This is a genomic window from Rhodococcus sp. NPDC060176 (assembly GCF_042728675.1).
GTDB lineage: Bacteria > Actinomycetota > Actinomycetes > Mycobacteriales > Mycobacteriaceae > Rhodococcus_F.
Window position 1 is genome coordinate 828,353 of the sequence record NZ_JBHWYS010000002.1, and the last position, 25,774, is coordinate 854,126.

The 25,774-nt window shown below is 62.8% G+C and carries 24 protein-coding genes and 2 tRNA genes; 9 read left to right on the plus strand and 17 right to left on the minus strand.

All coding sequences use genetic code 11. The annotated features are described in order from the left end of the window. Window positions 1-42: 42 nt before the first annotated feature. Window positions 43-1,752, minus strand: a complete 1,710-nt coding sequence (locus ACFWEM_RS12230; protein ID WP_378533823.1) for a DAK2 domain-containing protein — start codon at window positions 1,750-1,752, stop codon at window positions 43-45. Between the two features lie 333 nt (window positions 1,753-2,085). On the opposite strand from ACFWEM_RS12230, the gene rpmB reads away from it, so the two are divergent. Beyond that, window positions 2,086-2,277, plus strand: a complete 192-nt coding sequence (gene rpmB, locus ACFWEM_RS12235; protein ID WP_003942669.1) for a 50S ribosomal protein L28 — start codon at window positions 2,086-2,088, stop codon at window positions 2,275-2,277. Between the two features lie 145 nt (window positions 2,278-2,422). Continuing rightward, window positions 2,423-3,217, plus strand: coding sequence for an enoyl-CoA hydratase-related protein (locus ACFWEM_RS12240; RefSeq protein ID WP_230812869.1), 795 nt, complete (start codon window positions 2,423-2,425; stop codon window positions 3,215-3,217). Between the two features lie 66 nt (window positions 3,218-3,283). Here the strand turns inward: ACFWEM_RS12240 and ACFWEM_RS12245 are convergent, their stop codons facing one another. Genes ACFWEM_RS12245 through ACFWEM_RS12255 form a run of 3 tightly spaced genes read right to left on the minus strand, consistent with a single transcriptional unit; the run spans window position 3,284 to window position 5,535 of the window. Continuing rightward, window positions 3,284-3,955: a uracil-DNA glycosylase gene (locus ACFWEM_RS12245; RefSeq protein ID WP_378533825.1), complete on the minus strand. Its 672-nt coding sequence runs from the start codon at window positions 3,953-3,955 to the stop codon at window positions 3,284-3,286. After that, entirely contained in the window at window positions 3,955-4,476 is a 522-nt protein-coding gene (locus ACFWEM_RS12250; protein ID WP_378449565.1) for a gamma carbonic anhydrase family protein, read from the minus strand. The genes ACFWEM_RS12245 and ACFWEM_RS12250 overlap by 1 nt, the downstream gene beginning before the upstream one ends. Before the next feature lie 9 nt (window positions 4,477-4,485). Next, window positions 4,486-5,535 (minus strand): thiamine-phosphate kinase, encoded by a 1,050-nt coding sequence (locus ACFWEM_RS12255; RefSeq protein WP_378533828.1) that lies wholly within the window; start codon window positions 5,533-5,535, stop codon window positions 4,486-4,488. 77 nt (window positions 5,536-5,612) lie between these two features. Here ACFWEM_RS12255 and ACFWEM_RS12260 point away from each other — a divergent pair, with 77 nt between their 5' ends. Continuing rightward, window positions 5,613-6,305: a DUF3515 domain-containing protein gene (locus tag ACFWEM_RS12260; protein ID WP_378533830.1), complete on the plus strand. Its 693-nt coding sequence runs from the start codon at window positions 5,613-5,615 to the stop codon at window positions 6,303-6,305. Here the strand turns inward: ACFWEM_RS12260 and ACFWEM_RS12265 are convergent, their stop codons facing one another. The 3 genes from ACFWEM_RS12265 to ACFWEM_RS12275 form a co-directional block, all read right to left on the minus strand. Then, window positions 6,306-7,412, minus strand: coding sequence for a D-alanine--D-alanine ligase family protein (locus tag ACFWEM_RS12265; protein WP_378533832.1), 1,107 nt, complete (start codon window positions 7,410-7,412; stop codon window positions 6,306-6,308). It abuts the gene before it with no gap. Between the two features lie 72 nt (window positions 7,413-7,484). Then, entirely contained in the window at window positions 7,485-8,636 is a 1,152-nt protein-coding gene (locus ACFWEM_RS12270; RefSeq protein ID WP_378533834.1) for a cystathionine gamma-lyase, read from the minus strand. Further along, entirely contained in the window at window positions 8,633-9,631 is a 999-nt protein-coding gene (locus tag ACFWEM_RS12275) for an NAD(P)H-dependent glycerol-3-phosphate dehydrogenase (protein ID WP_019747941.1), read from the minus strand. The genes ACFWEM_RS12270 and ACFWEM_RS12275 overlap by 4 nt, the downstream gene beginning before the upstream one ends. Before the next feature lie 126 nt (window positions 9,632-9,757). Here ACFWEM_RS12275 and cofC point away from each other — a divergent pair, with 126 nt between their 5' ends. The 3 genes from cofC (at window position 9,758) to ACFWEM_RS12290 (ending at window position 13,746) form a co-directional block, all read left to right on the plus strand. After that, window positions 9,758-10,507 carry a 2-phospho-L-lactate guanylyltransferase gene (cofC, locus tag ACFWEM_RS12280; protein WP_378449570.1) on the plus strand — a complete coding sequence of 250 codons (750 nt, stop codon included), beginning with the start codon at window positions 9,758-9,760 and terminating at the stop codon, window positions 10,505-10,507. A 135-nt stretch (window positions 10,508-10,642) separates the two neighbouring features. Then, window positions 10,643-12,802 (plus strand): RNA degradosome polyphosphate kinase, encoded by a 2,160-nt coding sequence (locus ACFWEM_RS12285; protein ID WP_378449575.1) that lies wholly within the window; start codon window positions 10,643-10,645, stop codon window positions 12,800-12,802. Between the two features lie 17 nt (window positions 12,803-12,819). Beyond that, on the plus strand, window positions 12,820-13,746 hold the full coding sequence (locus ACFWEM_RS12290; RefSeq protein WP_378449571.1) for a bifunctional NUDIX hydrolase/histidine phosphatase family protein: 927 nt from the start codon (window positions 12,820-12,822) through the stop codon (window positions 13,744-13,746). Between the two features lie 166 nt (window positions 13,747-13,912). Here the strand turns inward: ACFWEM_RS12290 and ACFWEM_RS12295 are convergent, their stop codons facing one another. The 3 genes from ACFWEM_RS12295 to leuC all read right to left on the minus strand — a co-directional run bounded on the left by ACFWEM_RS12295 (window position 13,913) and on the right by leuC (window position 16,815). Next, entirely contained in the window at window positions 13,913-14,599 is a 687-nt protein-coding gene (locus ACFWEM_RS12295) for an HU family DNA-binding protein (protein ID WP_378533836.1), read from the minus strand. A 157-nt stretch (window positions 14,600-14,756) separates the two neighbouring features. After that, window positions 14,757-15,365, minus strand: coding sequence for a 3-isopropylmalate dehydratase small subunit (leuD, locus tag ACFWEM_RS12300; RefSeq protein WP_378533839.1), 609 nt, complete (start codon window positions 15,363-15,365; stop codon window positions 14,757-14,759). Window positions 15,366-15,393: 28 nt separating this feature from the next. Beyond that, a complete protein-coding gene (leuC, locus tag ACFWEM_RS12305) occupies window positions 15,394-16,815 on the minus strand; it encodes a 3-isopropylmalate dehydratase large subunit (RefSeq protein WP_378533841.1) in 1,422 nt (473 codons plus the stop codon). A 178-nt stretch (window positions 16,816-16,993) separates the two neighbouring features. On the opposite strand from leuC, the gene ACFWEM_RS12310 reads away from it, so the two are divergent. The 3 genes from ACFWEM_RS12310 (at window position 16,994) to ACFWEM_RS12320 (ending at window position 18,535) form a co-directional block, all read left to right on the plus strand. Beyond that, window positions 16,994-17,695 (plus strand): IclR family transcriptional regulator, encoded by a 702-nt coding sequence (locus ACFWEM_RS12310; protein ID WP_007729342.1) that lies wholly within the window; start codon window positions 16,994-16,996, stop codon window positions 17,693-17,695. Window positions 17,696-17,750: 55 nt separating this feature from the next. Beyond that, the gene (locus ACFWEM_RS12315) at window positions 17,751-18,263 is read left to right on the plus strand and encodes a pyridoxamine 5'-phosphate oxidase family protein (RefSeq protein WP_378533843.1); all 513 of its coding nucleotides are present in this window, start codon (window positions 17,751-17,753) and stop codon (window positions 18,261-18,263) included. A gap of 74 nt (window positions 18,264-18,337) precedes the next feature. Continuing rightward, a complete protein-coding gene (locus ACFWEM_RS12320) occupies window positions 18,338-18,535 on the plus strand; it encodes a DUF5302 domain-containing protein (RefSeq protein WP_007729345.1) in 198 nt (65 codons plus the stop codon). A gap of 139 nt (window positions 18,536-18,674) precedes the next feature. Here ACFWEM_RS12320 and ACFWEM_RS12325 read toward each other — a convergent pair. The 7 genes from ACFWEM_RS12325 to serA form a co-directional block, all read right to left on the minus strand. Further along, window positions 18,675-18,747: transfer RNA gene (locus ACFWEM_RS12325), tRNA-Glu, on the minus strand. 96 nt (window positions 18,748-18,843) lie between these two features. Next, a tRNA-Gln gene (locus tag ACFWEM_RS12330) sits at window positions 18,844-18,915 on the minus strand. 156 nt (window positions 18,916-19,071) lie between these two features. After that, window positions 19,072-20,547, minus strand: a complete 1,476-nt coding sequence (gltX, locus tag ACFWEM_RS12335; RefSeq protein WP_378533845.1) for a glutamate--tRNA ligase — start codon at window positions 20,545-20,547, stop codon at window positions 19,072-19,074. A 73-nt stretch (window positions 20,548-20,620) separates the two neighbouring features. Next, entirely contained in the window at window positions 20,621-21,781 is a 1,161-nt protein-coding gene (locus tag ACFWEM_RS12340; protein WP_378450046.1) for an alkane 1-monooxygenase, read from the minus strand. A gap of 390 nt (window positions 21,782-22,171) precedes the next feature. After that, a complete protein-coding gene (locus ACFWEM_RS12345; RefSeq protein ID WP_230812824.1) occupies window positions 22,172-22,945 on the minus strand; it encodes a fumarylacetoacetate hydrolase family protein in 774 nt (257 codons plus the stop codon). An 84-nt stretch (window positions 22,946-23,029) separates the two neighbouring features. Then, a complete protein-coding gene (locus ACFWEM_RS12350; RefSeq protein WP_003944691.1) occupies window positions 23,030-24,043 on the minus strand; it encodes a 3-isopropylmalate dehydrogenase in 1,014 nt (337 codons plus the stop codon). Between the two features lie 75 nt (window positions 24,044-24,118). Continuing rightward, complete coding sequence (serA, locus tag ACFWEM_RS12355) at window positions 24,119-25,711, minus strand: phosphoglycerate dehydrogenase (protein ID WP_378450047.1); 1,593 nt, start codon at window positions 25,709-25,711, stop codon at window positions 24,119-24,121. Window positions 25,712-25,774 lie beyond the last annotated feature (63 nt).

The window sequence follows — 25,774 nt, forward strand, 5'->3', positions numbered from 1 at the left end:
CAGGTGTTCGTATATCAGCAGTCACCGACAGACTCGGTCCGATCACTCCACGCCCAACTGGAACAGGTCACCGGGCTGATCACCCTGATACACGAGTACGTCCACACCCGGGTGGTGCGCGATCACGTGGGCCTCGAGCTGCGCTGCCAGGTCGTCCGGTGCGTCGGCCCCCATGAGAAGGGTCACGAGTTCACCGCCGGATCCGAGCGCAAGATCGACCAATCGCGCACTCGACTCGGCGACATCGGGACCGATGAGCACCACCTCGTGACCCATCAACCCGATGGCGTCCCCCGGATCACACGTCCCGACGTAGGTCAGCGAGCGCTCGACGGCAATACGCAAAGATCCCCAGCGCGTCGCCGCTGCAGCCTCGGACATCGTGAAGCCGTCGTCGGCGACGTTGCGCTGGGCGTCGTGAACGGCGAGGGCGGCCAAGCCCTGCACCATCGACGACGTCGACAGCAGCAGGACCTGGTGAAGCGGATCGCGTGCAGCGGCACTGACTGCGACCAGTTCCTGAGCGGTCAAAGCTCCGTTCGGCAGCACCAGGACTTCGCTTCGCTCCATCTGACGAATGCGCCCGAGCAGCTGCGCGCGTGTGACCGGCGCATCGTCGCAACGAAGAACGGTCGCGCCCTCACTCTCGAACAACGCCGACGCGCTTTCACCGGCGACGACGGCCAGAACGCCGCGTGCGCCGGCGCCCGGGAATCGCCTCTCCGCCCGTGCCACCAGCTGGTCGCGTTCGTCGACGAGAAAACTGCTGATGCGAATGCCGTGGACCTTTCCGGCCTCGAGGCCTGCTTCCACCGCCGCGCCGGCATCGCAGCAATGTACGTGCACGGACCAGCCGCCGAAGCCGTCGCTGACGATGACCGTCGAATCCCCGAGGACGGAGAGTCGCGTGCGCAGCGCCGCCATCCGATCGTCGTCGGAGTCGTCGACGAGGTACATGACCTCGAAATCCTGCTCCGAGTGATCACCACATTCGATCGGGCTCTTGTGAGCCCAATCGTGATCGAATGCACTGACATCGACCAGGGAGGTCGAGCGCAGGTCCGGTGTTCCCAGATCCTCGCGGACCTGAGACTTCCCGGTCACCACCTCGACAAAAGCGTCGAGGATCAGAACGAGACCGAATCCCCCGGCATCGACCACCCCGGCGGACGCCAGAACGTCCAGTTGCTCCGGCGTCTTGTTCAGTGCGACCGCAGCGGCGTCGGCAGCGGCGGCAACTACGGAAGCAAGGTCCTCGCCGCTCGGCGTCCTGGTGTCGACGCACTCTTGCGCTGCTTCTCCCGATGCACGCAGAACTGTGACGATGGTGCCTTCCACCAGATCGGAGACAGCCCGTGAGGCCAGCGTCGTCGCCGTAGTCAGTGAGTTCGCGAAGCTGCGGCCGTCGATGTGCTCGCCTTGAACGCTCTCGGCGATACCCCGGATCACCTGGGAGAGGATCACGCCGGAATTGCCCCGGGCGCCGGAGACAGCGCCCCGAGCCAGAGCGTTGGCGACGCGGCCCGCACTGCGGACGTCGTCCTCGATCGTCTCGGCGGAATCGAGCGCGGCCCGCATCGTGAACAACAGGTTGGTGCCGGTATCCGAATCAGGGATGGGAAAGACGTTGAGGCTGTTGATCTCTCCGCGGCGCTTCTGGAGACTGTCGACCGCCCGGCGGGCCCAGCGCCGCAGCAGATGTCCGTCCGCGACGGATTCCGCTTCTTCGGCGACGCGTTGCACTTCCCCCACTGACGGTTCCCCTCGACGATGGAAAGACTGACGATGAAAAAGAGATCGGTGATCGGTGCAGTCGAGGGTAGTCCGACGCTTCTGCGCAACCGTCATTACCGGGCGGTTTGGCCATTCGGGCCGGAAGCGGTTACTCTTACACGGTTGCCTCGAACGGGCTACACGAAATAATGCTGCACTTTGTTTGTTGCTGATTGACTGTTTTCACGTTCGGCTGCACAGTGAGCGGTCAAGGATCGGTTCGAAGTCGAGTATATTCGGATTGTAATTCTGGCTGCCCTACCGTGTAGGGTAACCACTTCAATATTCATTTCTAACAAGGAGTTCGCGACTATGGCTGCCGTCTGCGACGTATGCGCCAAGGGGCCCGGCTTCGGTAAGTCGGTCTCGCACTCGCACCGGCGTACCAATCGTCGCTGGAACCCGAACATTCAGTCTGTTCGTACCGAGGTTGCCCCGGGTAACACCCGTAAGGTCAACGTGTGCACCTCCTGCCTGAAGGCAGGCAAGGTCGCTCGGGGCTGATTGCCCGAGCACAAACTATTGCAGGCTCTGCCCCCGTCACTTCGGTGACGGGGGCAGAGCTGTATCTATGTGGCTGTATCTATGTGGCTGTATCTATATGTCCCCGTGTTTCGTATGGCTGTCAGACACCCGTAATGTGCGTTGAGTGACTTCTATCGATGACCTGAGCAAGGTGACCCTCGACGAGGGCGTACTCCGCATCACCATTTCCACCGCCGCCAACGGCACCTCCCTCGACGACGAAGGACTGGTTCAGGGCGCGCAGGCGCTCGAGACAGTCGGAAACGACATCGGGAGCATCCTGCTGGTCGGCGAAGGTGCAAACTTCTGTGCCGGAGGCAACGTCCGTGCGTTCGCCGCAGCCCCCGACCGCGGCGAGTACGTGGCCGAGGTTGCCCGCGTCTTCCACGTGTTCGTTCGCGCGCTCGACGCCGCGACCGCCCCAGTGGTGGCCGGGGTCCACGGATGGGCTGCCGGCGCCGGAATGAGCCTGGTCTGCCTCGCCGACGTCGCAATCGGCGGCACCGGCACCAAGCTTCGTCCCGCCTACCCCTCCATCGGTTTCACCCCGGATGGCGGAATGTCATGGACGCTCCCCCGCATCGTCGGCGTGGCACGCGCTCGCGAAATTCTTCTCAACGATTCGGTGATCGGTGGCGACGAAGCCGTCCGGCTGGGGATCCTCACCCGGCTCGTCGGCGACGACGAGGTTCAGGAAGAGGCAGCGCGCCTCGCCCGCGCCTTGGCCAACGGACCGAGCACGTCGTACTCGGGAATCAAAGCGCTGCTGCGTTCGTCGCGGACGAACTCGCTTGCCGAGCAACTCGACGCCGAAGCCGCGTCCATCGCCATCGCGGCGAACAGCCCCGTCGGCCGCGAGGGTGTCGACGCGTTCGTCGACAAGCGTCGCCCCGATTTCACATCCGCAAAGCAGGCGTAATCGAATTGCCGTGCCGAACGTCGCGTCACGACGTTCGGCACGGCAGTTCGTTCAGACGCAGTTCGTTCAACCCAGATTCCAGTCGACCGGATCAGCTCCGAGTCCGGTCAAGAGCTCGTTCGCACGACTGAACGGACGCGAACCGAAGAAACCGCGCGAAGCCGAAAGTGGTGACGGATGCGCGGATTCGATGATCGGTGTGTCGCCGAGCATCGGCGCGAGAGTAGCCGCGTCGCGACCCCACAAGATCGCGACCATCGGTGACGATCGCGCGACCAGAGCGCGGATGGCCTGCTCGGTCACCGGCTCCCAGCCCTTCTTACGATGCGAAGCGGCTTGACCCGGCTGCACGGTGAGAACGCGATTGAGAAGCAGCACACCTTGTTTCGACCACGGAGTCAGATCGCCGTTCGACGGTATCGGCAATCCGAGATCCTGGTGATATTCCTTGTAGATGTTGCCGAGGCTTCGCGGAACCGGCCGCACGTCCGGGGCGACCGAAAAGCTCAACCCGACAGCATGACCGGGCGTCGGGTAGGGGTCTTGACCGACGATGAGCACTCGAACGTCGTCGAACGGATTCGTGAACGCACGCAAGACGTTCTCCCCCGCCGGCAGATACTCTCGCCCCGCAGCGATCTCTTCACGCAAGAACGTGCCCATCGCGGAGATTTGCTCCGACACCGGTTCGAGTGCCCGCGCCCACCCTGGATCGACGATCTCGGCAAGCGGCGCCATCAGTCGAGCCTGCGCAACGCGTCGCGGTAGTACGCCGCATTGGCTGCGTACATCTTGACGTTGCCGTCGAGGTGACCGAGCGGAACCTCGTATCCCGCACGGACCTTGGCGGGCACACCGAGCGCCATGCTGCGCGGCGGAACCTGCATCTTGTTAGCCACCACCGCACCAGCGGCGACGATCGACCCCGTACCGATCACCGTTCCGTTGAGCACCACGGACCCCGATGCGATCAAGCAGTTGTCTTCGATGGTCGAACCTTCGATGTGTGCGTTGTGGCCCACGACGCAGCCCGAACCGATGACGGTCGCATCGATTGCAGTGCAGTGGATGACGGTTCCGTCCTGGATATTCGATCCGAGACCTACCGAAATTGTTCCGTAGTCACCACGCAACACCGCTTGCGGCCAGATCGAGGTGCCCGCAGCGAGAGTCACGGCGCCGATCACCACCGCGTCCGGGTGGACGTATGCGTCCGGATGTATGTCCGGAACTCTGTCTCCAAGTGCATATACAGCCATGAAAGCAACCTATACCGCAGTGGTGCCGGTGGTCGAAAAGCTGTGCCAACCCCCACCACTCTCGCGAAGAGAACCGTCGACGGAGACACCGGAACCTGCGACGACCTCACCGATCACGGTCCATCCCGACGGAATCTCGACCTCCGGTCCGAAAGTTGCCGCAAATCCGTGATCTTCACCACCAGACAAGATCCAGTGCAGCGGATCGACATCGAGCGCCTCGGCCGCCGACAAGACGTCTGCTGAGGTGGGAACCGCGGCCGACACGATGTCGCACCGTACGTGTGATGCCTCTGCGAGATGTCGAAGGTCCGCGATCAATCCGTCGGAGACGTCCGTCATCGAGTGTGCTGATTCTGCGGCGTCCCAGGCCGATTGATACGGCGGATTCGGAACACGATGAGAGGCAAGTAAATCTGGAAAACTGCCGGCTTCGTCGAGCAGTTCGGTTTCGTCGAGCAGTAGTGCCAATCCCGCTGCCGAGCAACCGAACAGCCCGGCGACAGCGATCTTGTCACCAACCTTGGCACCCGAACGGAGAACTGCCGGACGGCCACCGAGATCGCCGAGCACAGTCACCGACACGACGATCACCGGTGACTGGACCAGGTCACCGCCGACCACACCGGCCCCCAGATCTGTTGCCGCGTCCCAGATCCCGGCCGAAATTCCGTCGATCACGTCGACGGGAGTCGAGGGCGGGCACCCCAGCGACACCGTGAATGCCGTCGGCCTGGCTCCCATCGAAACCACATCAGCGGCGTTCTGGGCCACCGCCTTGCGGCCGACGTCCCGTGGCGAAGACCAGTCCACTCGGAAATGCCGACCTTCGACCAACATGTCGGACGAGACAACCACGCGGCCGTCACCGGACGTCACGATCGCGGCATCGTCACCCGGCCCCAATTCGGTGGTGACCGGTTGGATTCGGCCGACCAGAGATCGCGCGATCACGTCGAACTCCCCCACCTGCTCGACAGTGGGCTGTGATTCGAACTCCGATGATGCAGTGAACTCCGATGATGCGGTGAACTCCGATGATGCGATGAGTGTCTCCAATGCCGACGCAATTCGCTCGTAAGCGGCCTGCGGTACCTTCTAGCTGTGGTCGTGAATGCTTCTGCAAGCTCACGCGTGTGTCGGCAATCCTACCGATTCACCGACGTGCCCTCAGAAGTGACAAGACCGCTGATCGACTGGACCAGGACCCGAGCGAAGAACTGAGCATGGCAGACAACACTTCCACCGCAGACAACGCCGACATCGACCCCGACGGCGAGGACGATCCGACCGAACGCCGCAGCCCGGCGCTGATCGCCACTGCCATCGCACTGCCGGTGGCCCTGATCGTCGGAGTGGTGATCGCAGCCGTCGTCGCGGGCAATAATCCTGAACTCTCGCCGGTAGCGCTGGGACCCGTACCGGCGCCGGCAGCCGAGTCGGAGGCCTGCGTTTCTCTCCTCGGCGCGCTTCCCGACAAGATCGACGACTTCACGAAAGCCGAGTTGGTGGAACCTGCCCCGGCCGGAGCAGTCGCGTGGCAGCGCAGCGAAGGTGAGCCGATCGTCTTGCGCTGCGGGCTCGATCGTCCGACCGAGTTCGACCAGGCGGCCGCGCTCCAGGTCGTGAACGGCGTCCAGTGGTTCCAGGTCTCGGGAACCGACATCGGTCTGGCGGCCAGCACCTGGTTTGCCGTCGACCGCGGTGAGTACATCGGCATCACGGTTCCCGACGGGACCGGCCCGACGCCGATTCAGGAGATTTCCGACACCATCACGGCGACTCTGGAGCAGAAGCCTCTCGACCCGGCGCCGGTCGCGGTTCCCTGATCAGCGAAGCCCGGTGCCGCGAGCGACAGCGGTGTCGATCAGCGTCGAAATCAAAGTGCGGTAATCGATTCCGGTGGCGTTCCACATCTTCGGGTACATCGAGATGGAGGTGAACCCCGGCATCGTGTTGATCTCGTTGATCACCGGGCCGTTCTCGGTCACGAAGAAATCGACCCGCGAGAGTCCCTGGCAATCGAGTGCCTTGAACGCACGGACGGCCAGCTCTCGAATCTGGTCGCTCACCGACTCGTCGAGTAACGCGGGGATGTCGAATTCGCAGATGTCGTCGAGGTACTTGGTGTCGAAATCGTAGAACGCGTCCGAATCGGCGTCGGAATCCGGCATCCGGATCTCGGCGACCACGCTCGCTTTGACGTCACCGTTCGGGAATTCGAGGACGCCGCATTCCACCTCACGGCCGATGATCGCGCCTTCGACGATCACCTTGGGATCGTGCAGGCGTGCATGAGCGATTGCCCCGTCCAGCCCCTCCCAATCGCTCACCCGCGTGATCCCGATGGACGAACCACCTCGAGCGGGCTTCACGAACACCGGAAGGCCCAACTCCGCCTTCTGCTCTTCGGTCAGCGTTGCGGTTCCCGGTCGAAGCACGACCTGCACTCCGACGGGAAGTCCTTCAGCGGCAAGAAGCTTCTTCGTGAACTCCTTGTCCATGCCTGCTGCGCTGGCCAGAACACCGGGTCCGACGTACGGAACTCCGGCAAGTTCGAGCAGACCTTGAATGGTGCCGTCTTCGCCGTAAGCGCCGTGCAGGACCGGGAACACGACGTCGACCGATGCGAGCACAGCCCCGGCGTCAGAGCCGTCGAAGGAGATGACCTCGCCCTCGCGGGTGGGGTCCGCGCTGAGGACCACCGAGGTTCCGTCCTTGTCGACCGACGGCAGCGCTCGCCCACTGATCGCCAGGGAGCTGGGGTCGCTCGAACCGAGCACCCAGGAACCGTCGACAGTGATGCCGATCGGTACGACGTCGTACCGATCGGGGTCGAGGTTGCTCAGGACGCTTCCGGCGGAAACACAGGACACTGAATGCTCATTGCTCCGGCCACCGAAGATCACGGCCACGCGGGTACGGCTGCTGTTCACGCGTCAAACCGTACCGCCGAATCGACTTCGGCACGCGATCGGGCCGGACCGGAAATCATCGACGTGGTCCGTCTACGCGTCGAGTGCGCGCTCGATATCGGCCAGGAGATCGGTGGTGTCCTCGATGCCACAAGCGATTCGGACAAAACCCGCACTGACCGGATCGCCCCAGCGCGCTCGGCGATCCGCCGTCGTGTGGATCCCGCCGAAGCTGGTGGCAGCCGTGACAAGAGCACTCGCTTCGACGAACGAGTGGAACGCCTGAGCTGAATCCAACTCGACGCTCACCAATCCGCCGAATCGATTCATCTGACCGGATGCCGTTGCGAAGGACGGGTCACCGCGAAGGCCGGGGTAACGAACGGACCGGACTGCTTTGTGACCTACCAACATCTCGGCCAGTGCAAGCGCGTTGTCGCACTGACGCCCGAATCGCAGTCCTGCCGTGCCGAGACTCCGGTGCGCGAGCCACGTCTCGAAGGGTCCGAGCACCGTTCCCGAGAGAAGTCGCTCGCGCTCGATTCGCTGACCTACCGCCGCATCGGAGGTAGCGACGTAACCCATCAGGAGGTCACTGTGCCCGCTGAGGGCCTTCGTGCCGCTGGCCACCACGATGTCGGCACCCAATTCGAGCGGGCGCTGGCCCAGCGGTGTTGCAGTCGTGTTGTCGACGATCAGGAGCGCGCCCGAACGGTGACACACGTCGGCGAGCACGCGAAGGTCGACCACGTCCAGCACCGGGTTGGACGGCGTCTCGGCGACGACGACCACGCGGCCCGGCGACGCCTCGATCAGATCCGCGAAGCTCGCGTCACCCATCTGCAGGGTCGAGACCTCCCGAACGGTGATCCCCAACGGCGCCAACCGTTCGTTCGCGTACAACCGCACCTGGTAGTACCCGTCCGACGGCACGACGACCGTGTCCCCGGCGACGAGCACGCTGCGCAAGGTCGCGGTGATCGCGGACATTCCCGAACCCATGACGAGTGCGTGGTCCGCTCCCTCGAGCGCCGCGAGCGCAGATTCGAGTCCGCGCCAACCCGGGTTCGATGCCCGAGCGTAGGTATCGGATTCGGAACCTTCGTCGGCCGAAAGTTGGTACGGCGCAGCGAATATCGGGCCGAGTTGCATCGGCTGACCTGCCGCGTGTTCCCGCGCTACCGCGCTGACGCTGCGCGTCGAATCCCCGTAACCCTCGAAGTGACTCACACCGATTTCGCTCATTCCGGCTTGGTCCGACGTCCGAGCAACTGACCGATCGCATCGCTGACGGCCATACCTTCGTGGCACACCCGATGGACGGCGTCGGTCAACGGCATCTCGACGTCGTATCCGGCAGCGAGTGCGCGCACCGACGTGCACGACTTCACGCCCTCGGCGACCTGCCCGTTTGTCGCCTTCTGCGCCGACTCCATCGACCCGCCCCGTCCGAGCCGCTCGCCGAACGTCCGGTTTCGCGACAGCTCGGAGGTGCAGGTCGCGACCAGGTCACCGACTCCCGCCAGACCGGCAAGTGTCGATGCCTTGGCACCGAGCGCAACGCCGAGACGAATCGTCTCGGCGAGCCCACGGGTGATGATGCTGGCAACCGTGTTGTCACCGAACCCACTACCGGCGGCCATGCCGCAGGCCAGTGCAATCACGTTCTTGCACGCACCACCGATCTCACAACCGATGACGTCGGAATTGGTGTACGGCCTGAAATAGCCGGTAGCGCAAGCATCCTGGAGAGCGAGGGCACGCGAGGAATCCGAGCAGGCGATCACCGTCGCCGCGGGCTGCCCGCTGGCGATCTCGTGTGCAAGATTCGGACCCGAGAGCACTGCGACGCGCCCGGGTTCCACGCCGGTCACCGACACGATGACCTGGCTCATGCGCATGAGCGTCCCGGTCTCGATCCCCTTGGCCAGACTCAGCAGAGTCGCATCGGGTCCGATCGAGCCCTTCCACTGCTCCAGATTTCCCCGTAGCGACTGCGAGGGAACCGCCAGCACGATGAAGTCCGCGCCTGCCATCGCCTCCTCGTGGTGGTGGGTCGCGCGAATCGACGAAGGCAAAGCAATGCCTGGCAGATAGTCGCTGTTCTCGTGCGTGGTGTCGATGCGCTTCGCGACCTCTTCACGCCTGGCCCACATCGTCACGTCGGTTCCGGCCTCGGCCATCACCTTCGCCAACGCCGTTCCCCACGAACCTGCGCCCAGTACAGCTGCCTTACTCACACGCTCACCCCGTCTACCCGGCGAAGCGGGTCGCCGCCAGAAAAATCGTCTGCACAGAGTATCGCCTGTAGCTCGCTGCGGTGGGCAGCCGCGGACACCAAGCGCGATGACTGGCAAGATCGAGGAATGGACAGCGCGGAACCCCCGTACCCACACGTCGTGGAGACGCCGCATGCGCACGCGGAGATCGAACGCCCCATGCATGCGATAGTTGCCGTCAAGTCCTTGAGATCGGCCAAGTCTCGCCTCGCGGACGAACTCGACTCGGACGCGCGGGCGGACCTCGTGTTGGCAATGCTTCACGACACCCTGTCCACTGTTGCCGCCGTCTCGGCTATCGACAGCGTCACAGTGGTCACCCCCGACCCGACGGTCGCCGCTCTGGCGTATTCCGCCGGGGTCACCGTCTATGCCGATCCAGCTCCCGACGCCGCACGAACCAACGGCGCCACACCGCGCACGGAGGAAACCCTCAACGCCGCGTTGAGCGCGGCGGCCGCCGATATCCGGGCCAAGCGCGGAGTGGTCGACCTCGTTGTGCTGCAAGCCGACTTGCCCGCTATGCAACCGAGCGAGTTGTCGGAGGCTGTGGTCGCGGCCCGAAGCGGCGGGCGTTCCGTCGTCGTCGATCACCACGGCACCGGCACCTCGGCGCTCTTTGCGTGTGGCGAGAGCTCACTCGATCCTCTATTCGGCCCGGAATCCGCACGCGGACATACCAATTCAGGTGCACGACGACTGACCGGCCAGTGGCCGGGACTGCGGACCGATGTCGACACTCATGCCGACCTCGACACTGTGCGAGCACTGGGAGTAGGCCCAGCCACACTGGCTTCGTTGACCAGACTCAAGGCCGCGCCGTCGAACAGTCGATGAATTTTCTTTCATCGATTGTCGGACCGCGCGATTGTGGGGGATGATCGACGAGTGAGCAATGGCGAAGCACTCGAAAACCGTATTTCCGAAGACCAGTCGGACGGAGACCACAGCTCCGACCGACACGAGAACGGCGTGGCCGCCTCGACTCGATCTCAGGCCGTCGCGACTGCCACCAACATCCCGGGCGCTCCCCCTGCAGCTACCAAGGCAGAGCTACCCGAACTGCTCGTCGGACTCCCCGAGGATCGTTACCTCAACCGCGAACTCAGCTGGCTCGATTTCAATGCGCGCGTTCTCGCATTGGCCGCCGACGAGTCACTGCCGTTGCTCGAACGCGCAAAGTTCCTCGCCATCTTCGCTTCCAATCTCGACGAATTTTTCATGGTCCGGGTCGCCGGACTCAAGCGCCGCGACGAGACGGGCCTGTCGGTCAGGTCTGCTGACGGACTCTCCCCACGCGAACAATTGGCGCTCATCGCCCGACGCACCCAGGAACTCGCCGACAAGCACGCACACGTGTTTCTCGACTCGGTCCGCCCCGCGTTGGCGGCAGAAGGCATTTCGATCGTTCGGTGGGCCGATCTCAGCGCCGACGATCACGGCCGACTCTCGGCGCATTTCCACGAGCAGGTCTTCCCGGTACTGACGCCGTTGGCGGTCGATCACGCTCACCCGTTCCCCTACATCAGCGGACTGAGCCTCAATCTCGCCGTCACCGTGAAGGACTCCGTCACCCGCGGCGAACACTTCGCTCGCGTCAAGGTTCCCGACAACGTCGGCCGGTTCGTGCGAGTCAAGAGCACGACATCTTCGTCCACCATCGATTCGTTCCTTCCAATGGAAGAACTGATTTCGGCTCATCTGGACGTACTGTTCCCCGGAATGGAAATCGTCGAACATCACGCTTTCCGAATCACACGCAACGCCGATTTCGAGGTCGAAGAGGATCGCGACGAGGATCTGCTGCAGGCACTCGAACGTGAATTGGCGCGTCGCCGTTTCGGTTCGCCCGTCCGACTCGAAGTCGCGGACGACATGACCGAACACATGCTCGAACTGCTTCTGCGTGAACTCGACGTCGACCCGGCCGACGTGATCGAGGTGTCCGGCCTCCTCGACTTGTCCTGCCTCTGGCAGGTTTACGCCGTCGACCGGCCGGCACTCAAGGACGCTCCGTTCGTCCCGGCGACGCATCCGGCGTTCGGCGAGCGTGAGACGCCGAAGAGTGTGTTCTCGACCCTGCGCGACGGCGACGTGCTCGTCCACCATCCTTACGACTCGTTCTCCACCAGCGTTCAGCGCTTCATCGAACAAGCCGCCGCCGACCCGCAGGTGCTCGCGATCAAGCAGACCCTGTACCGCACTTCCGGCGACTCCCCCATCGTCAACGCACTGATCGACGCCGCCGAGGCCGGCAAGCAAGTTGTTGCCCTCGTGGAGATCAAGGCGCGCTTCGACGAGCAGGCCAACATCAAGTGGGCACGCAAACTCGAGCAGGCCGGCGTTCACGTCGTCTACGGTCTCGTCGGTCTCAAGACTCACTGCAAGACGTGCCTCGTCGTCAGGCGTGAGGGGTCGACCATTCGCCGTTACTGCCACATCGGCACCGGCAACTACAACCCGAAGACCGCGCGCATGTACGAGGACGTCGGATTGCTCACCGCAGCACCGGAGATCGGCGCGGACCTCACCGACCTCTTCAACTCGCTGACCGGATACTCCCGTAAGACGAGTTACCGCAACCTTCTCGTTGCGCCGTACGGGGTTCGCCGCGGGATCATCGAGCGGATCGACAACGAGATCGCTCACAAGCTCGCGGGCCGCGATGCCGGTATCCGATTGAAAGCCAACGCATTGGTGGACGAGCAGGTCATCGACGCGTTGTACCGCGCATCCAAGGCCGGTATCCCCGTCGAGATCGTGGTCCGCGGAATATGCGCGCTCAAGCCGGGGGTTCCGGGCCTCAGCGAAAACATCGAAGTACGTTCCATTCTCGGCCGGTTCCTCGAACACTCGCGAATGTTCCATTTCCGCTCTGCCGACGAATTCTGGATCGGCAGCGCAGACATGATGCACCGCAACCTCGATCGCCGCGTCGAGGTCATGGTGCAGGTCAAGGATCCGAAACTGTCGAAGCAACTCGGTGACATCTTCGATTCCGCGCTCGATCCCCGAACTCGCTGCTGGGTACTGCATCCGGACGGCAGTTGGGTAGCTGCCCCCGAACGCGGCGAGGACGTACGCGAGCATCAGCAGTCGTTGATGCGCAGCCGCACCTCCAGCGGGTCTTGACGGGCTCGGATCACACAATGAGCGACAAGCCGGTCAAAGCCAACATCTTTGCCGCAGGCGCGGTTCTGTGGCGGAAGGCTCCTGAGGATCCTTCCGCCATCGAGATCGCCGTCGTACATCGACCGAAGTACGACGACTGGTCATTCCCCAAAGGGAAACTCGACCCCGGCGAGACCTTCCTGACCGCGGCGGTTCGCGAGGTGCGCGAAGAGACCTCGATCACGGGACGTTTCGGCAGGCACCTCGGTGGCGTGACATACCCGATCCCGGGGCATCGCAAACTCAAGCGGGTCGAATACTGGTCGGCAGAAGCAGTCGACGGAGATTTCGGACCGAATAACGAAGTGGATGTTCTTTATTGGCTTCCGGTCGCCGAGGTCGCCGATCATCTTTCGTACCCGATGGATCGAATGATTCTTCGCCGCTTCGTTTCCATTCGGCCGGACACCAAAACGGTATTACTCGTCCGCCACGCAAAAGCCGGAAGCCGGAAGCGATACAAGGGCGACGACAATCTGCGTCCACTCGACGCCAAGGGCAAAGAGCAATCGGCCGCGTTGGTCGAGCAGCTGAAAATCTTCGGCGCCGATTCCGTTTTCGCGGCCGACCGTACTCGCTGCATCGACACGGTGATGCCGTTGGCGGAGGCATTGGGTGTCGAGATTTCTACGGAACCTCTTCTGACCGAAGAAGGTTATGCGGCCGATCCCGATGCCGCTCGGGCCCGTGCGTTGCAGATCGCCGCGCTGGAGGGCACACCCGTGATCTGCAGCCAAGGAGGCGTCATTCCCGATCTGATGCGCTGGTGGGCCGATACGGCCGGCGTAACACTGCCCTCTGCACGCAACCGTAAGGCGAGCACCTGGGTGCTCTCGTTCCTCGACGGCCGTCTTGTCGCGGCCGATCACCTCGACAGCCCGCTCCCCAAAGTCGCCAACTCCTGAGGGATTTGGGCAATCGGAGCGTGGGACCGATTCGGTAGTTTTGCAAAGCATTGAAACACAGGAGAATTCAGACTTCTCCGAGACAGCAAAAAGAGGTGCAGCCGCGGATTGAATCCGCGGCTGCACCTCTTTGTCTTACGGCATCGGGTTTTTCACCCGAACGCGACTACTTGCCGCGCTTGGCCGGAGCCTTCTTGGCCGGAGCCTTCTTGGCTGCGGTCTTGGCCGGAGCCTTCTTTGCCGGAGCCTTCTTGGCCGGAGCCTTGGCAGCGGTCTTGGCCGGAGCCTTCTTGGCGGGAGCCTTGGTGGCAACCGTCTTCTTGGCTGCGGTCTTGGCCGGAGCCTTCTTGGCGGGAGCCTTGGCGGCAACCGTCTTCTTGGCTGCGGTCTTGACCGGAGCCTTCTTGGCGGGAGCCTTGGCGGCAACCGTCTTCTTGGCTGCGGTCTTGACCGGAGCCTTCTTTGCCGGAGCCTTCTTGGCTGCGGTCTTCTTGGCAGCAGCCTTCTTGGCTGCAGCCTTGGTGGCCGGTGCTGCTACGCCACGCTTGACTGCCGGGCCGGTGGCCGGAAGCTTCTGTCCACCAGCGATAACAGCCTTGAACTGCGCACCCGGACGGAAAGCCGGAACCGACGTCGGCTTGACCTTGACGGTCTCGCCCGTACGCGGGTTGCGTGCAACACGTGCTGCACGACGACGCTGCTCGAAGACTCCGAAGCCGGTGATGGTCACGCTCTCGCCACGGTGGACGGCGCGGACGATGGTGTCCACGACGTGCTCCACTGCGTCGGTCGCTGTGCGCCTGTCCGAACCCAGCTTTTCAGTCAGAACATCGATGAGCTCTGCCTTGTTCATTGAAATTCCTCCGCTAATTGTGGTCCACCGTCGGACCGACTGAGAACCACGGTAAACCTGATAACGGCAAGAGTCTATGTGCCACGCCAATTCTCATTCAACGTGACTGCGAAATGGTGACCTATTTCTCTTCCCGCGCGGAGTTGCGGATTTCGGTTCAGCCCTGCGAAATTCGAGCCGGAAGGGTAGTCGGTTTCCATGAAGGCCTTGACTTTTCGAACTCGGAAATCGCTTCTACCTGCCGCAATGTCAGTCCGATGTCGTCCAGACCCTCCAGCAGACGCCACCGTGTGTAGTCGTCAATATTGAACGGCACCACCGTAGTTCCGGCACTCACAGTCCGATTCTCGAGATCTACTGTCAATTCGAGTCCGGGCTGCTCTTCGAGCAACTTCCACAGCAATTCGACGTCGCCCTGCTCGACCTGTGCCGCTACGAGACCGGCTTTTCCGGCGTTCCCACGGAAGATGTCGGCGAACCGCGAAGCGATCACAACCCGAAATCCGAAGTCGGAGAGAGCCCACACGGCATGCTCACGCGAAGAGCCTGTGCCGAAATCGGGACCGGCAACGAGAACGCTTCCCTTGTCGTACGGAGCCAGATTGAGAATGAAGTTGGGGTCGGCACGCCAGCCTGCAAACAGCCCGTCCTCGAATCCCGTGCGCGTCACCCGTTTCAGGTACACGGCAGGGATGATCTGATCGGTATCGACATTCGAGCGTCGCAGCGGGACGCCGATACCCTTGTGCGTGGTAAAGGATTCCATCGAATTTCTCCTCGAGAAGGTAAGTGGGTCAGACCAGATCGGCCGGTGCCGAGAGCGTTCCGCGGACCGCCGTGGCCGCCGCGACGAGCGGGGAAACCAGATGGGTCCGACCGCCTTTACCCTGTCGGCCTTCGAAATTCCGGTTGGACGTCGATGCCGAGCGCTCGCCGGGAGCAAGCTGGTCAGGGTTCATTCCCAAGCACATCGAACAACCGGCCTGGCGCCATTCCGCCCCTGCCGCTGTGAAGATTTCACCGAGACCTTCACTTTCGGCTTGAGCACGCACCCGCATCGAGCCGGGAACGATGAGCATCCGAACACCCTCTGCCACATGGCGACCTTCGAGCACCTCGGCCACCGCGCGCAGATCTTCGATCCGTCCGTTGGTGCACGAACCGACGAACACAGTGTCGACAGCAACATCCCGAAGCGGCATCCCGGCGTCGAGACCCATGTAGGTGAGCGCCTTCTCAGCTGCCTGACGCTCGCTCTCGTCGACGATCAGCTCGGGATCGGGCACACGGTCACCGAGTGGCGCACCCTGTCCCGGATTGGTTCCCCAGGTGACGAAAGGCGTCAATGCGCTTGCGTCGATGTGGACCTCGTTGTCGAATTCCGCACCCTCGTCGGTCTTGAGCAGCTCCCACGCGGCGACCGCTTCGTCCCACTCTGCGCCGGACGGTGCGTGCGGACGACCCTTGATGAACTCGTAAGTGATCTCGTCCGGTGCGATCATGCCGGCGCGCGCTCCGGCCTCGATCGACATGTTGCAGATGGTCATACGAGCTTCCATCGACAGTTTGCGAATGGCCTCGCCGCGGTACTCCAGTACGTAGCCCTGGCCGCCGCCGGTGCCGATCTTGGCGATGACGGCGAGGATCAAGTCCTTGCTCGTGACGCCGGGAGGCAACTCGCCGTCGACCGTGATCGCCATGGTCTTGAAGGGGCGCAACGACAATGTCTGCGTCGCCATAACGTGCTCGACCTCGCTGGTGCCGATTCCCATTGCGAGCGCACCGAATGCGCCGTGCGTCGACGTATGACTGTCGCCGCACACCACGGTGGTTCCGGGCTGAGTCAGGCCCAGCTGCGGTCCGACCACATGCACGATGCCCTGATCGAGATCGCCCATGCGGTGCAAGCGAACTCCGAACTCCTCACAATTTCGGCGCAAGGTGTCGACCTGAGTCTTGGACACGGGATCGGCAATCGGCTTGTCGATGTCGATCGTCGGGACGTTGTGATCCTCGGTGGCGATCGTCAGGTCGGGACGGCGCAACGGACGTCCGGCCAAGCGAAGTCCGTCGAATGCCTGCGGGCTCGTCACTTCGTGAACGAGGTGGAGATCGATGTAGATGAGGTCGGGATCCTGCCCCTCCCCTTTCACGACAACGTGGTCGTCCCACACCTTCTCGGCGAGAGTGCGTGCTTTCTGTGCCATGTCTTCCACCTCTGTACGTAGCCTCGCGTCGGCGGACTACGGGCTGGCCCGCCGCGCGTGAAGTAGGTCCCCAGCTTCTGCAGCAGATGCAGGCTGCCCCTGGGAACTGCACTAGCCCTTCAGGAAATGCGCTAGCTCACCAGGAAATGCGGTAACATCCCACTATGCGAGAAACTGGTATCGACCTATGAGACAGCATAGCGGCATCGGCGTCCTGGACAAAGCAATGGGCGTGCTTCATGCAGTAGCTGAGGAACCATGCAGCCTCACCGAACTCTGTGCACGAACCGGTTTGCCGCGCGCAACCGCCCATAGGCTCGCCGTCGGCCTCGAAGTCCATCGACTCCTCACCCGCGACTCGGACGGTCAGTGGTGCCCAGGGCCCGGACTCGCCGAACTCGCTGCCACGGCTAATGATCCACTCATTGCGGCGGCCGGACTCATCCTCCCCCGCCTTCGCGAAATCACCGGCGAAAGCGTCCAGCTGTACCGCCGGGAAGGCACACAACGCATCTGCGTCGCATCGATGGAGCCGCCGACAGGTTTGCGCGACACGGTTCTCGTCGGGGCTCGGCTGCCGATGAATGCCGGATCCGGCGCCAAGGTCCTTCTCGCATGGGCAGATCCACAAACCCAACGGACCGTTCTCGCCGATGCGTCGTTCGGCGAACGAGTACTCCTCGAGGTGCGTCGGCGCGGCTGGGCGCAGAGTGCTGCCGAACGTGAGCCGGGTGTCGCCAGCGTCGCGGCTCCGGTCCGCGACTCCGCAGGTGCTGTCATTGCCGCGATTTCGGTCTCCGGCCCCATCGACCGGATGGGTCGGCGACCGGGAGCGCGCTGGGCGGCCGACCTTCTCGCAGCTGCCGAAGCGCTCCACAAGCGTCTGTAATTCGTGACACAGTAAGGTCTTCAGATCCTCGAGCACGCAGGAGTACGACGCGACCATGGCAGGAAAGCAGCGTAGTCAGATCACGATGACCGAGGCCGAAATTTCGAGCTTCGTCGAAAAGAGCCGCACGGCAACGATGGCGACGTTGAGCGCTGACGGAATGCCTCACCTGATCGCGATGTGGTTCGCGATAGTCGACGGCGAAATCTGGTTCGAGACCAAAGCCAAGTCGCAGAAGGCCGTCAATCTTCGCCGGGACGCCCGTATGTCCGTGCTGATCGAAGACGGCCTGACGTACGACACGCTCCGAGGGGTCTCGATGGAAGGCACCGGAGTGATCGTCGAGGATCCGGAAGCCCTCTTCGCCGTGGGAATCAGCGTCTGGGAGCGATACACCGGCCCGTACACCGACGATCTCCGCCCCGCCGTCGACGCGATGCTCCACAAACGCGTCGCGGTACGGTTCGTTCCCGATCGCACTCGTTCGTGGGACCACCGCAAGCTCGGGATGCCTGCGATGCCTCTGTCCGGCTCTACCGCACCGCCGCCGCAGCCCCGAGATTCGTAAGCCGATAAATCACGAGCATTCGAATTCGGGCCGGCGTAGTTTCACCAACAGGCCCAACAACAAGGAGTGAGCATATGAGCGATCTCGACAGCAACACCCCGTCCGAACCCGAATCCCAATCGGAGGAGACCAAACGAAAGTTCCGTGAGGCCCTCGAACGGAAGAATCATCAGAACGCCAAATCGACCGACCATCGCGACGGACAGTCCAAGGTCCACAACACGCATGGCCCAGCCGATCACAAGCGAGAGTTCCGTCGTAAGAGCGGATAGTCCTTGGCGGACAACAGAGTGAGACAACGATCACCCCCAGTCGAATTCGATTGGGGGTGATTGCTTTTCGCGACCCGATGAAGGTTTCCCGGACATACGAAAAGACCCTCCGATCAATGATCGGAGGGTCTTTCCTTTGTAGCCCCGACGGGATTCGAACCCGCGCTACCGCCTTGAGAGGGCGGCGTCCTAGGCCGCTAGACGACGGGGCCAGGACACGCTTTTAAACGTGGTATTTCAGTCTTACTCTAGGATGCTCAGCAAGCTTAGCTTGTCTGAGTCCGGCCACAAAATCGACCGGATTTCCGCTGGGGTACCAGGACTCGAACCTAGAATGGCGGTACCAGAAACCGCTGTGTTGCCAATTACACCATACCCCAAGGTCTTGCTCACCAGCCTTGCCCGATCCGCTTCGCTGTTGTGCTCGGCGGCTCGTCTCCGGCCGAAAAGAAGATTACCAGTACCCCTGCCCCAAATACCAAATCGTATGGTCACGGGAGGTTTTTGCTTCATTTTCGGCCGGAAGACCGCCCGATCTAGGCGGTTACGGCTGCCCTACCTGCTCGCAACCGCGCGAGAGAGATGTCGCGACCGAGCAATTCCATCGACTCGTAGAGCGGAGGGCTGATGTGAGAGCCCGTGATCGCCACTCGCACCGGGGCGAAGGCCTTACGCGGCTTGAGCTCCAGATCCTCGATGAGGGCTTTCTTGAGAGCTTCCTCGATGCTTGCCGCCGTCCACTCGGAGACAGCGTCGAGCGCAGCAAGCGATGCGTCCAGAACCGGTCCCGCATCTTCCTTCAGGTTCTTGGCCGCTGCAGCCGGATCGAGGGCAAACGACGCCTCGTCGACGAACAGGAACTTCAGCAGATCCCACGCGTCGGACAGAACGACGATGCGCGTCTGCACGAGGTCCGCAGCAACAGTGAACGTCGCTTCGTCGACGTCGGCACTGATGTGGCCGTGCTCCACCAGGAACGACTTCAGTCGGGCCGCGAAGTCGGCCGGCTCGAGCAAGCGAATGTGCTCGGCGTTGATCGCGTCGGCCTTCTTCTGGTCGAAGCGCGCGGGGTTGGAGTTGACCTTGGAGACGTCGAAGGCCGCCACCATCTCGTCGAGCGAGAAGACGTCGTGATCGTCGGCGATGCTCCACCCGAGCAGAGCCAGATAATTCAGCAGTCCCTCGGGGATGAAGCCCCGATCACGGTGAATGAAGAGGTTGGACTCGGGATCGCGCTTGGAAAGCTTCTTGTTGCCCTGACCCATCACGAACGGCAGGTGCCCGAACGACGGTGTGAAATCGGCAACACCGATGCGGATCAATGCCTCGTACAACGCGAGCTGACGCGGAGTCGAGGACAGCAGGTCCTCGCCGCGCAGTACGTGGGTGATCTTCATCAACGCGTCGTCGACAGGGTTGACCAGCGTGTACAGCGGAATACCGTTGCCGCGAGTCAACGCGAAGTCCGGGACGGTGCCTGCTTTGAACGTGGTCTCGCCGCGAACCAGGTCGTTCCACGTCAGATCGTGATCGGGCATCCGGAGTCGGACGACGGGCTTGCGACCCTCGGCAATGTAGGCGGCGCGCTGCTCTTCGCTGAGGTCGCGATCGAAATTGTCGTATCCGAGCTTCGGATCGCGGCCGGCAGCCTTGTGCCGCGCTTCCACTTCTTCGTTGGTCGAGTACGACTCGTAGGCCTCCCCCGCGGCAAGCAGCTTGGCTACGACGTCGAGATGCAGGTCACGACGCTCGGACTGGCGATACGGCGCGTGCGGCCCGCCGACCTCCGGGCCCTCGTCCCAGTTGAGCCCCAACCAGCGGAGGGCGTCGAGGATGGCCTGGTAGGACTCTTCACTGTCGCGCTGCGCATCGGTGTCTTCGATACGGAACACGAACGTGCCGCCGTGGTGACGTGCGAATGCCCAGTTGAACAAGGCTGTGCGCACCAAACCTACGTGCGGGGTTCCGGTGGGTGACGGGCAGAAACGGACGCGTACTTCGCTGTTGGTCATGGCTCACTTGGCTCGGCGATGGTGGATGGTCGTACTACAGGTTAGTCCGGTAGCCCTTCCTCCATCCCCCCGATCACCTACCCGGCAGGACGTTGATTCTCGTCATGTCACCGTCGTAGTAGGCGAGTAGTCGCTTGTCCATGACCTTTCGCCACAGCGGTGGCACCCACGCGCACACGATCATGACCGCGTAACCCGCAGGAAGTTGCGGCGCTTCGGCCGCACTGCGCAGGCTCTGGTACCGCAGACGCGGATTCGCGTGATGGTCGCTGTGGCGTTGAAGCTGATAGAGGAACAGGTTGCTGACCACGTGGTCACTGTTCCAACTGTCCTCTGGTGAGCAGCGGACGTACGAGCCGTCAGGCCTCTTTGCACGAAGCAATCCGTAATGCTCGAGATAGTTGGCGGTCTCGAGGAACGTGAATCCTGCAATCGCCTGAACGGCCAGCCACGGTGCGATTTCCCACCCGAACACCGCGATCAGGCTGCCGAACAGAACAACGCTCATCGCCCACGCGTTCAGGATGTTGTTCCGCCAACTCCAGGTCCGCCGTCCTTGACGCTTCAGTCGAGCGCTTTCGATCCGCCATCCCGAGCGCAGACCGCCGATGACACTGCGAGGCAGGAAGAACCAGAAATTCTCCTTGTAGCGCGAGCTGGCCGGATCCTCCGGCGTCGCAACGCGGACGTGGTGACCATGGTTGTGTTCGACGTAGAAATGGCCGTAGAAGGACTGCGCCAGCGCTACTTTCGCGAGCCACTTCTCGAGCTTCTCACTCTTGTGCCCTAGTTCATGTGCCGCATTGATTCCCACACCGGCAACAACGCCGGCAGTCATCGCGAGAGCGAACTTCTCCCCCGCAGCCATCGGCGCATTCACCCAGCACCACGCGACGAACACGAGACCGACGTATTGAAGGGGCAGGAACAAGTATGTGCACCAGCGGTAGAAACGATCCTCCTGCAGATGTGGAATCGCTTCGTCCGGCGGACTGTTCCCGTCCTCGCCTGCCAGAAGATCAATCAGAGGAATGACGATGACGATCAGCCACGCCCCGATAGCCCAGAAGAGCCCCAGGCTGAATTTGTCGACCAGGAACCAAGCAGCAAAGGGACTGAGCGGCACCAGCAAACCCAACGGCCACAGGTAGCGCTTCTTGTCTCGCCACACCGGCCGCTGCCCGTTCCGCGCGTCCCCAGCCGCCGTCCGGGAGGCTTCCGCGAAAGTCGTCATCTGTCACCACGTTTCTGCGCAATCCACTCGATTGCCCCATCGGCTTCTATCCAGTTATCGGCCACCCTACTGCTCAGCGTTACATTTCAGGGAATTTGGTCTGATATCGGTTGCGGCAGCAAACCCTCGCGGCGAAGGCCTCCAATCCGGGAATTTCGGTCAAAATGCCAGGTCAGAGCTAACGAAGCTTTGCTTGACTCATGAAACCTGCAGGTCAGTCACGGAGTGCGATCGGCTGGAGTGGGGCGGCAATCCAGACCGCCCTCCAACCGATAGTTACCATCTTGCAACTTTTCTCGATGGACAACTCGCGAGCTCACGGCACGACGGAGGCCCCATCCGGTAAGGATGGGGCCTCCGTATTCGTGTGACTGAACGAATCGGGTCAGATCAACTCTTGGCGGTCACCGGGTTCGTGAGCGTGCCGATCCCCGAGACCGTGACCGACACGGAATCGCCGTCGACGATCGGGCCGACTCCGGCGGGCGTGCCGGTGAGGATGACGTCGCCGGGCAGGAGGGTCATCACCGCCGAGATCCACTCGATGATCTTCGGAATGTCATGGAGGAGGAAAGCCGTGCTGCTGTCCTGCTTGACCTGACCGTTCACCTCGGTCTTGATGTCCACGTCGGACGCGTCCAGGCTGGTTTCGATCCAGGGTCCGAGTGGGCAGAACGTGTCGTGCCCCTTCGCACGCGTCCACTGCCCGTCGTGACGCTGATGATCTCGCGCCGACACGTCGTTGGCGATCGTGTAGCCGAGGACCACGCTCAACGCCTTCGCCGCGGGAACGTCCTTGCACGGCTGACCGATGACTATCGCGAGTTCACCCTCGAAGTGCACCTCGTTGGAGGTGGGAGGCAAGACGATCGGGGCACCCGGACCGACGATGGACGTATTGGGCTTGAGGAAGATCACGGGATCCGCGGGAGCTTCGCCGCCCATCTCGGCAATGTGGTCGGCGTAGTTCTTACCGATGCAGATCACCTTGCTCGCCAGAATCGGGGCGAGAAGGCGAACATCGGCGAGTGGCCAACTTCGGCCGGTAAATGTGGGATTCCCGAACGGGTGCTCCGCGATCTCCTTGGCGACGAGGGCATCCTCTTCACCTTCGATACTGACGAACGCAACACCATCGGGACTGGCAATTCGACCAAGACGCATGAACGCAAGTCTATCCGGGTGCCGGATACGCCTGACGCGCGCAAGCCGAAAGGCTTACGCGCGTCAGTCTCGTGAGAAGAACCCCTACAGTGCTGCGGTGATCCGGTCACCGATCTCCGTGGTGGAGATGGGGCCTTCGCCTCGCGTTGCCAGGTCCGCGGCAACTACTGCCTCGACCCGAGCGGCGTCGTCTTCGCGACCGAGGTGACGAAGGAGCAGTGCAGCGGACAGGATCGCGGCAGTGGGGTCGGCGATCCCCTTGCCTGCGATATCGGGAGCACTACCGTGCACCGGCTCGAACATCGACGGGTTGGTACCCGACGCGTCGATGTTTCCGCTTGCGGCCAAACCGATTCCACCGGTCACCGCGCCGGCGAGGTCGGTGATGATGTCACCGAAGAGGTTGTCCGTGACGATCACGTCGAAGCGCGAGGGGTCGGTGACCATGTAGATCGTGGCCGCGTCGATGTGGCAATACGCAGTTTCGACGTCCGGGAACTCGGCGCCGACGGTCTCGATTGCACGCGTCCAGATTGCGCCCGCATTGGAGAGCACGTTGGTCTTGTGAATCAAGGTGAGGTGCTTGGACCGGGTCTGCGCCAAGGCAAATGCGTAACGCACCACGCGCTCGGCACCGAACCAGGTGTTGATCGACACCTCGGTCGCGATCTCGTGATCGGTACCGACGCGGATCGCTCCACCGTTTCCGGTGTACGGACCCTCGGTTCCTTCACGAACCACGACGAAATCGATCTCCGGCTGAGCCGCCAACGGCGACAAAGCACCCGGATACAGCTGTGCGGGGCGAAGATTCACGTGATGATCGAGCTGGAAACGCATGTTCAGCAGCAGTCCACGCTCGAGGATGCCGGGTGCGACGATCCGCGGATCCCCGATGGCGCCCAACAGGATTGCGTCGTGCTGACGAATCTGGTCCAGCTCGTCGGCCGGAAGCAACTCGCCGGTGGCGTTGTAGCGACGGGCACCGAGATCGTATTCGGTGGTTTCCAGATCCGGAACCAACTTGCCGAGCACCTTGAGCGCTTCGGCTGTGACCTCGACGCCGATTCCGTCACCCGGAATGACCGCAAGCTTCATGGAGTCCTCATCTCAGTAGAACTGTGCGCCTTTATTAACCGCGGGCGGTTAATAAAGGCGCACAGCAAAAACAAATCAGGAAAGGTCGACCTGGGCGACGCGAGCGTCGAGCTGCGAGACGATTGCCTCGACCTCGGTGTCACCGACGACGCGGTCGACACGCAGGATGACCGTTGCGCCTTCGCCTTCAGCGTCCTGGCTCAACGCTGCGGCGAGAATATCGACGCCTGCGTTACCGAGAACCGTGCCGAGCACACCGAGAACGCCCGGACGATCGCTGTAGTGAACGACGATGTTGTGGCCCTCGGCGCGCAGGTCGAAGCTGCGTCCGTTGATGTTGACGATCTTCTCGACCTGCTGCAGGCCGGTGAGTGCGCCCGTGACCGAAGTGACCGTGCCGTCGGCGGCAACTGCACGAACCTCGACCGCACTGCGGTGAGCAAGAGCCTCGGAGTGCTTCTCGACCGACACGGTCACGCCGCGCTGCTCGGCAAGTGCCGGAGCGTTGACGAACGTGACAGCCTCGTCGCTGCTGGCGGAGAACACGCCGCGCAGTGCAGCCAGGCCGAGGATGTCGACGGTTTCGGCCGACAGCTCGCCGGTGGCGACAACCTGCACGGTCTGAACTGCCTCGGGCGACAGCGTCGCAGCGAGGAGACCGAGCTTGCGGACGAGCTCGAGCCACGGAGCGACTTCTTCGCCGACGGGGCCACCGGAGACGTTGACGGCCTCGGGAACGAATTCGCCTGCCAGAGCGAGGAGAACACTCTTCGCGACGTCGATGCCTGCGCGGTCCTGAGCCTCGGACGTCGATGCACCGAGGTGCGGGGTGACAACGACGTTGTCGAGACCGAAGAGCTTGGAATCGGTGCACGGCTCGGTGCTGAACACGTCGAGACCGGCGCCGCGAACCTTGCCGGAGACCAGTGCGTCGTAAAGCGCATCTTCGTCGATCAGACCACCGCGGGCGGCGTTGACGATGATGACGCCGTCCTTGGCCTTGGCGAGACGCTCGGCGTTGATCAGGCCGGCCGTTTCCTTGGTCTTGGGCAGGTGCACGGAGATGAAGTCGGCGCGCTCGACGAGCTCGTCGATGGTGACCAGTTCGATGCCGAGCTGCGCTGCGCGGGCTGCGGGCAGGTAGGGGTCGTACGCGATGATCGTGGTCTCGAACGCGGCGAGACGCTGCGCGAAGAGCTGGCCGATGCGGCCGAGTCCGACGACACCGACGGTCTTGCCGAGGATCTCGACACCGTTGAACTTGCTTCGCTTCCAGGTGTTCTCACGCAGGGTCTTGTCTGCTGCGGGAATCTGGCGAGCGGTCGACATGAGGAGCGCGACAGCGTGCTCGGCAGCGGAGTGAATGTTGGAGGTCGGTGCGTTGACGACCATCACGCCGCGCTCGGTGGCTGCGGGGATCTCGACGTTGTCCAGGCCGACACCGGCGCGGCCGATGATCTTCAGCTTGGTGCCGGCAGCCAGAACCTCGGCGTCGACGGTGGTGGCGGAACGGACGAGAATCGCGTCGGCCTCGGGTACCGCGGCGAGCAGCGCCGGGCGGTCGGGTCCGTCGACCCAACGCACCTCCACACCGTCACCGAGCGCCTCGACTGTGGACGGCGCGAGCTTGTCGGCGATCAGAACAACGGGACGGCCAGGCTGGCTCACGTGCAAACTCCCTGATTAGGTGGGTGTGAAGGTGGTTTAACCACCGATAGTTTAGTGCGCGCT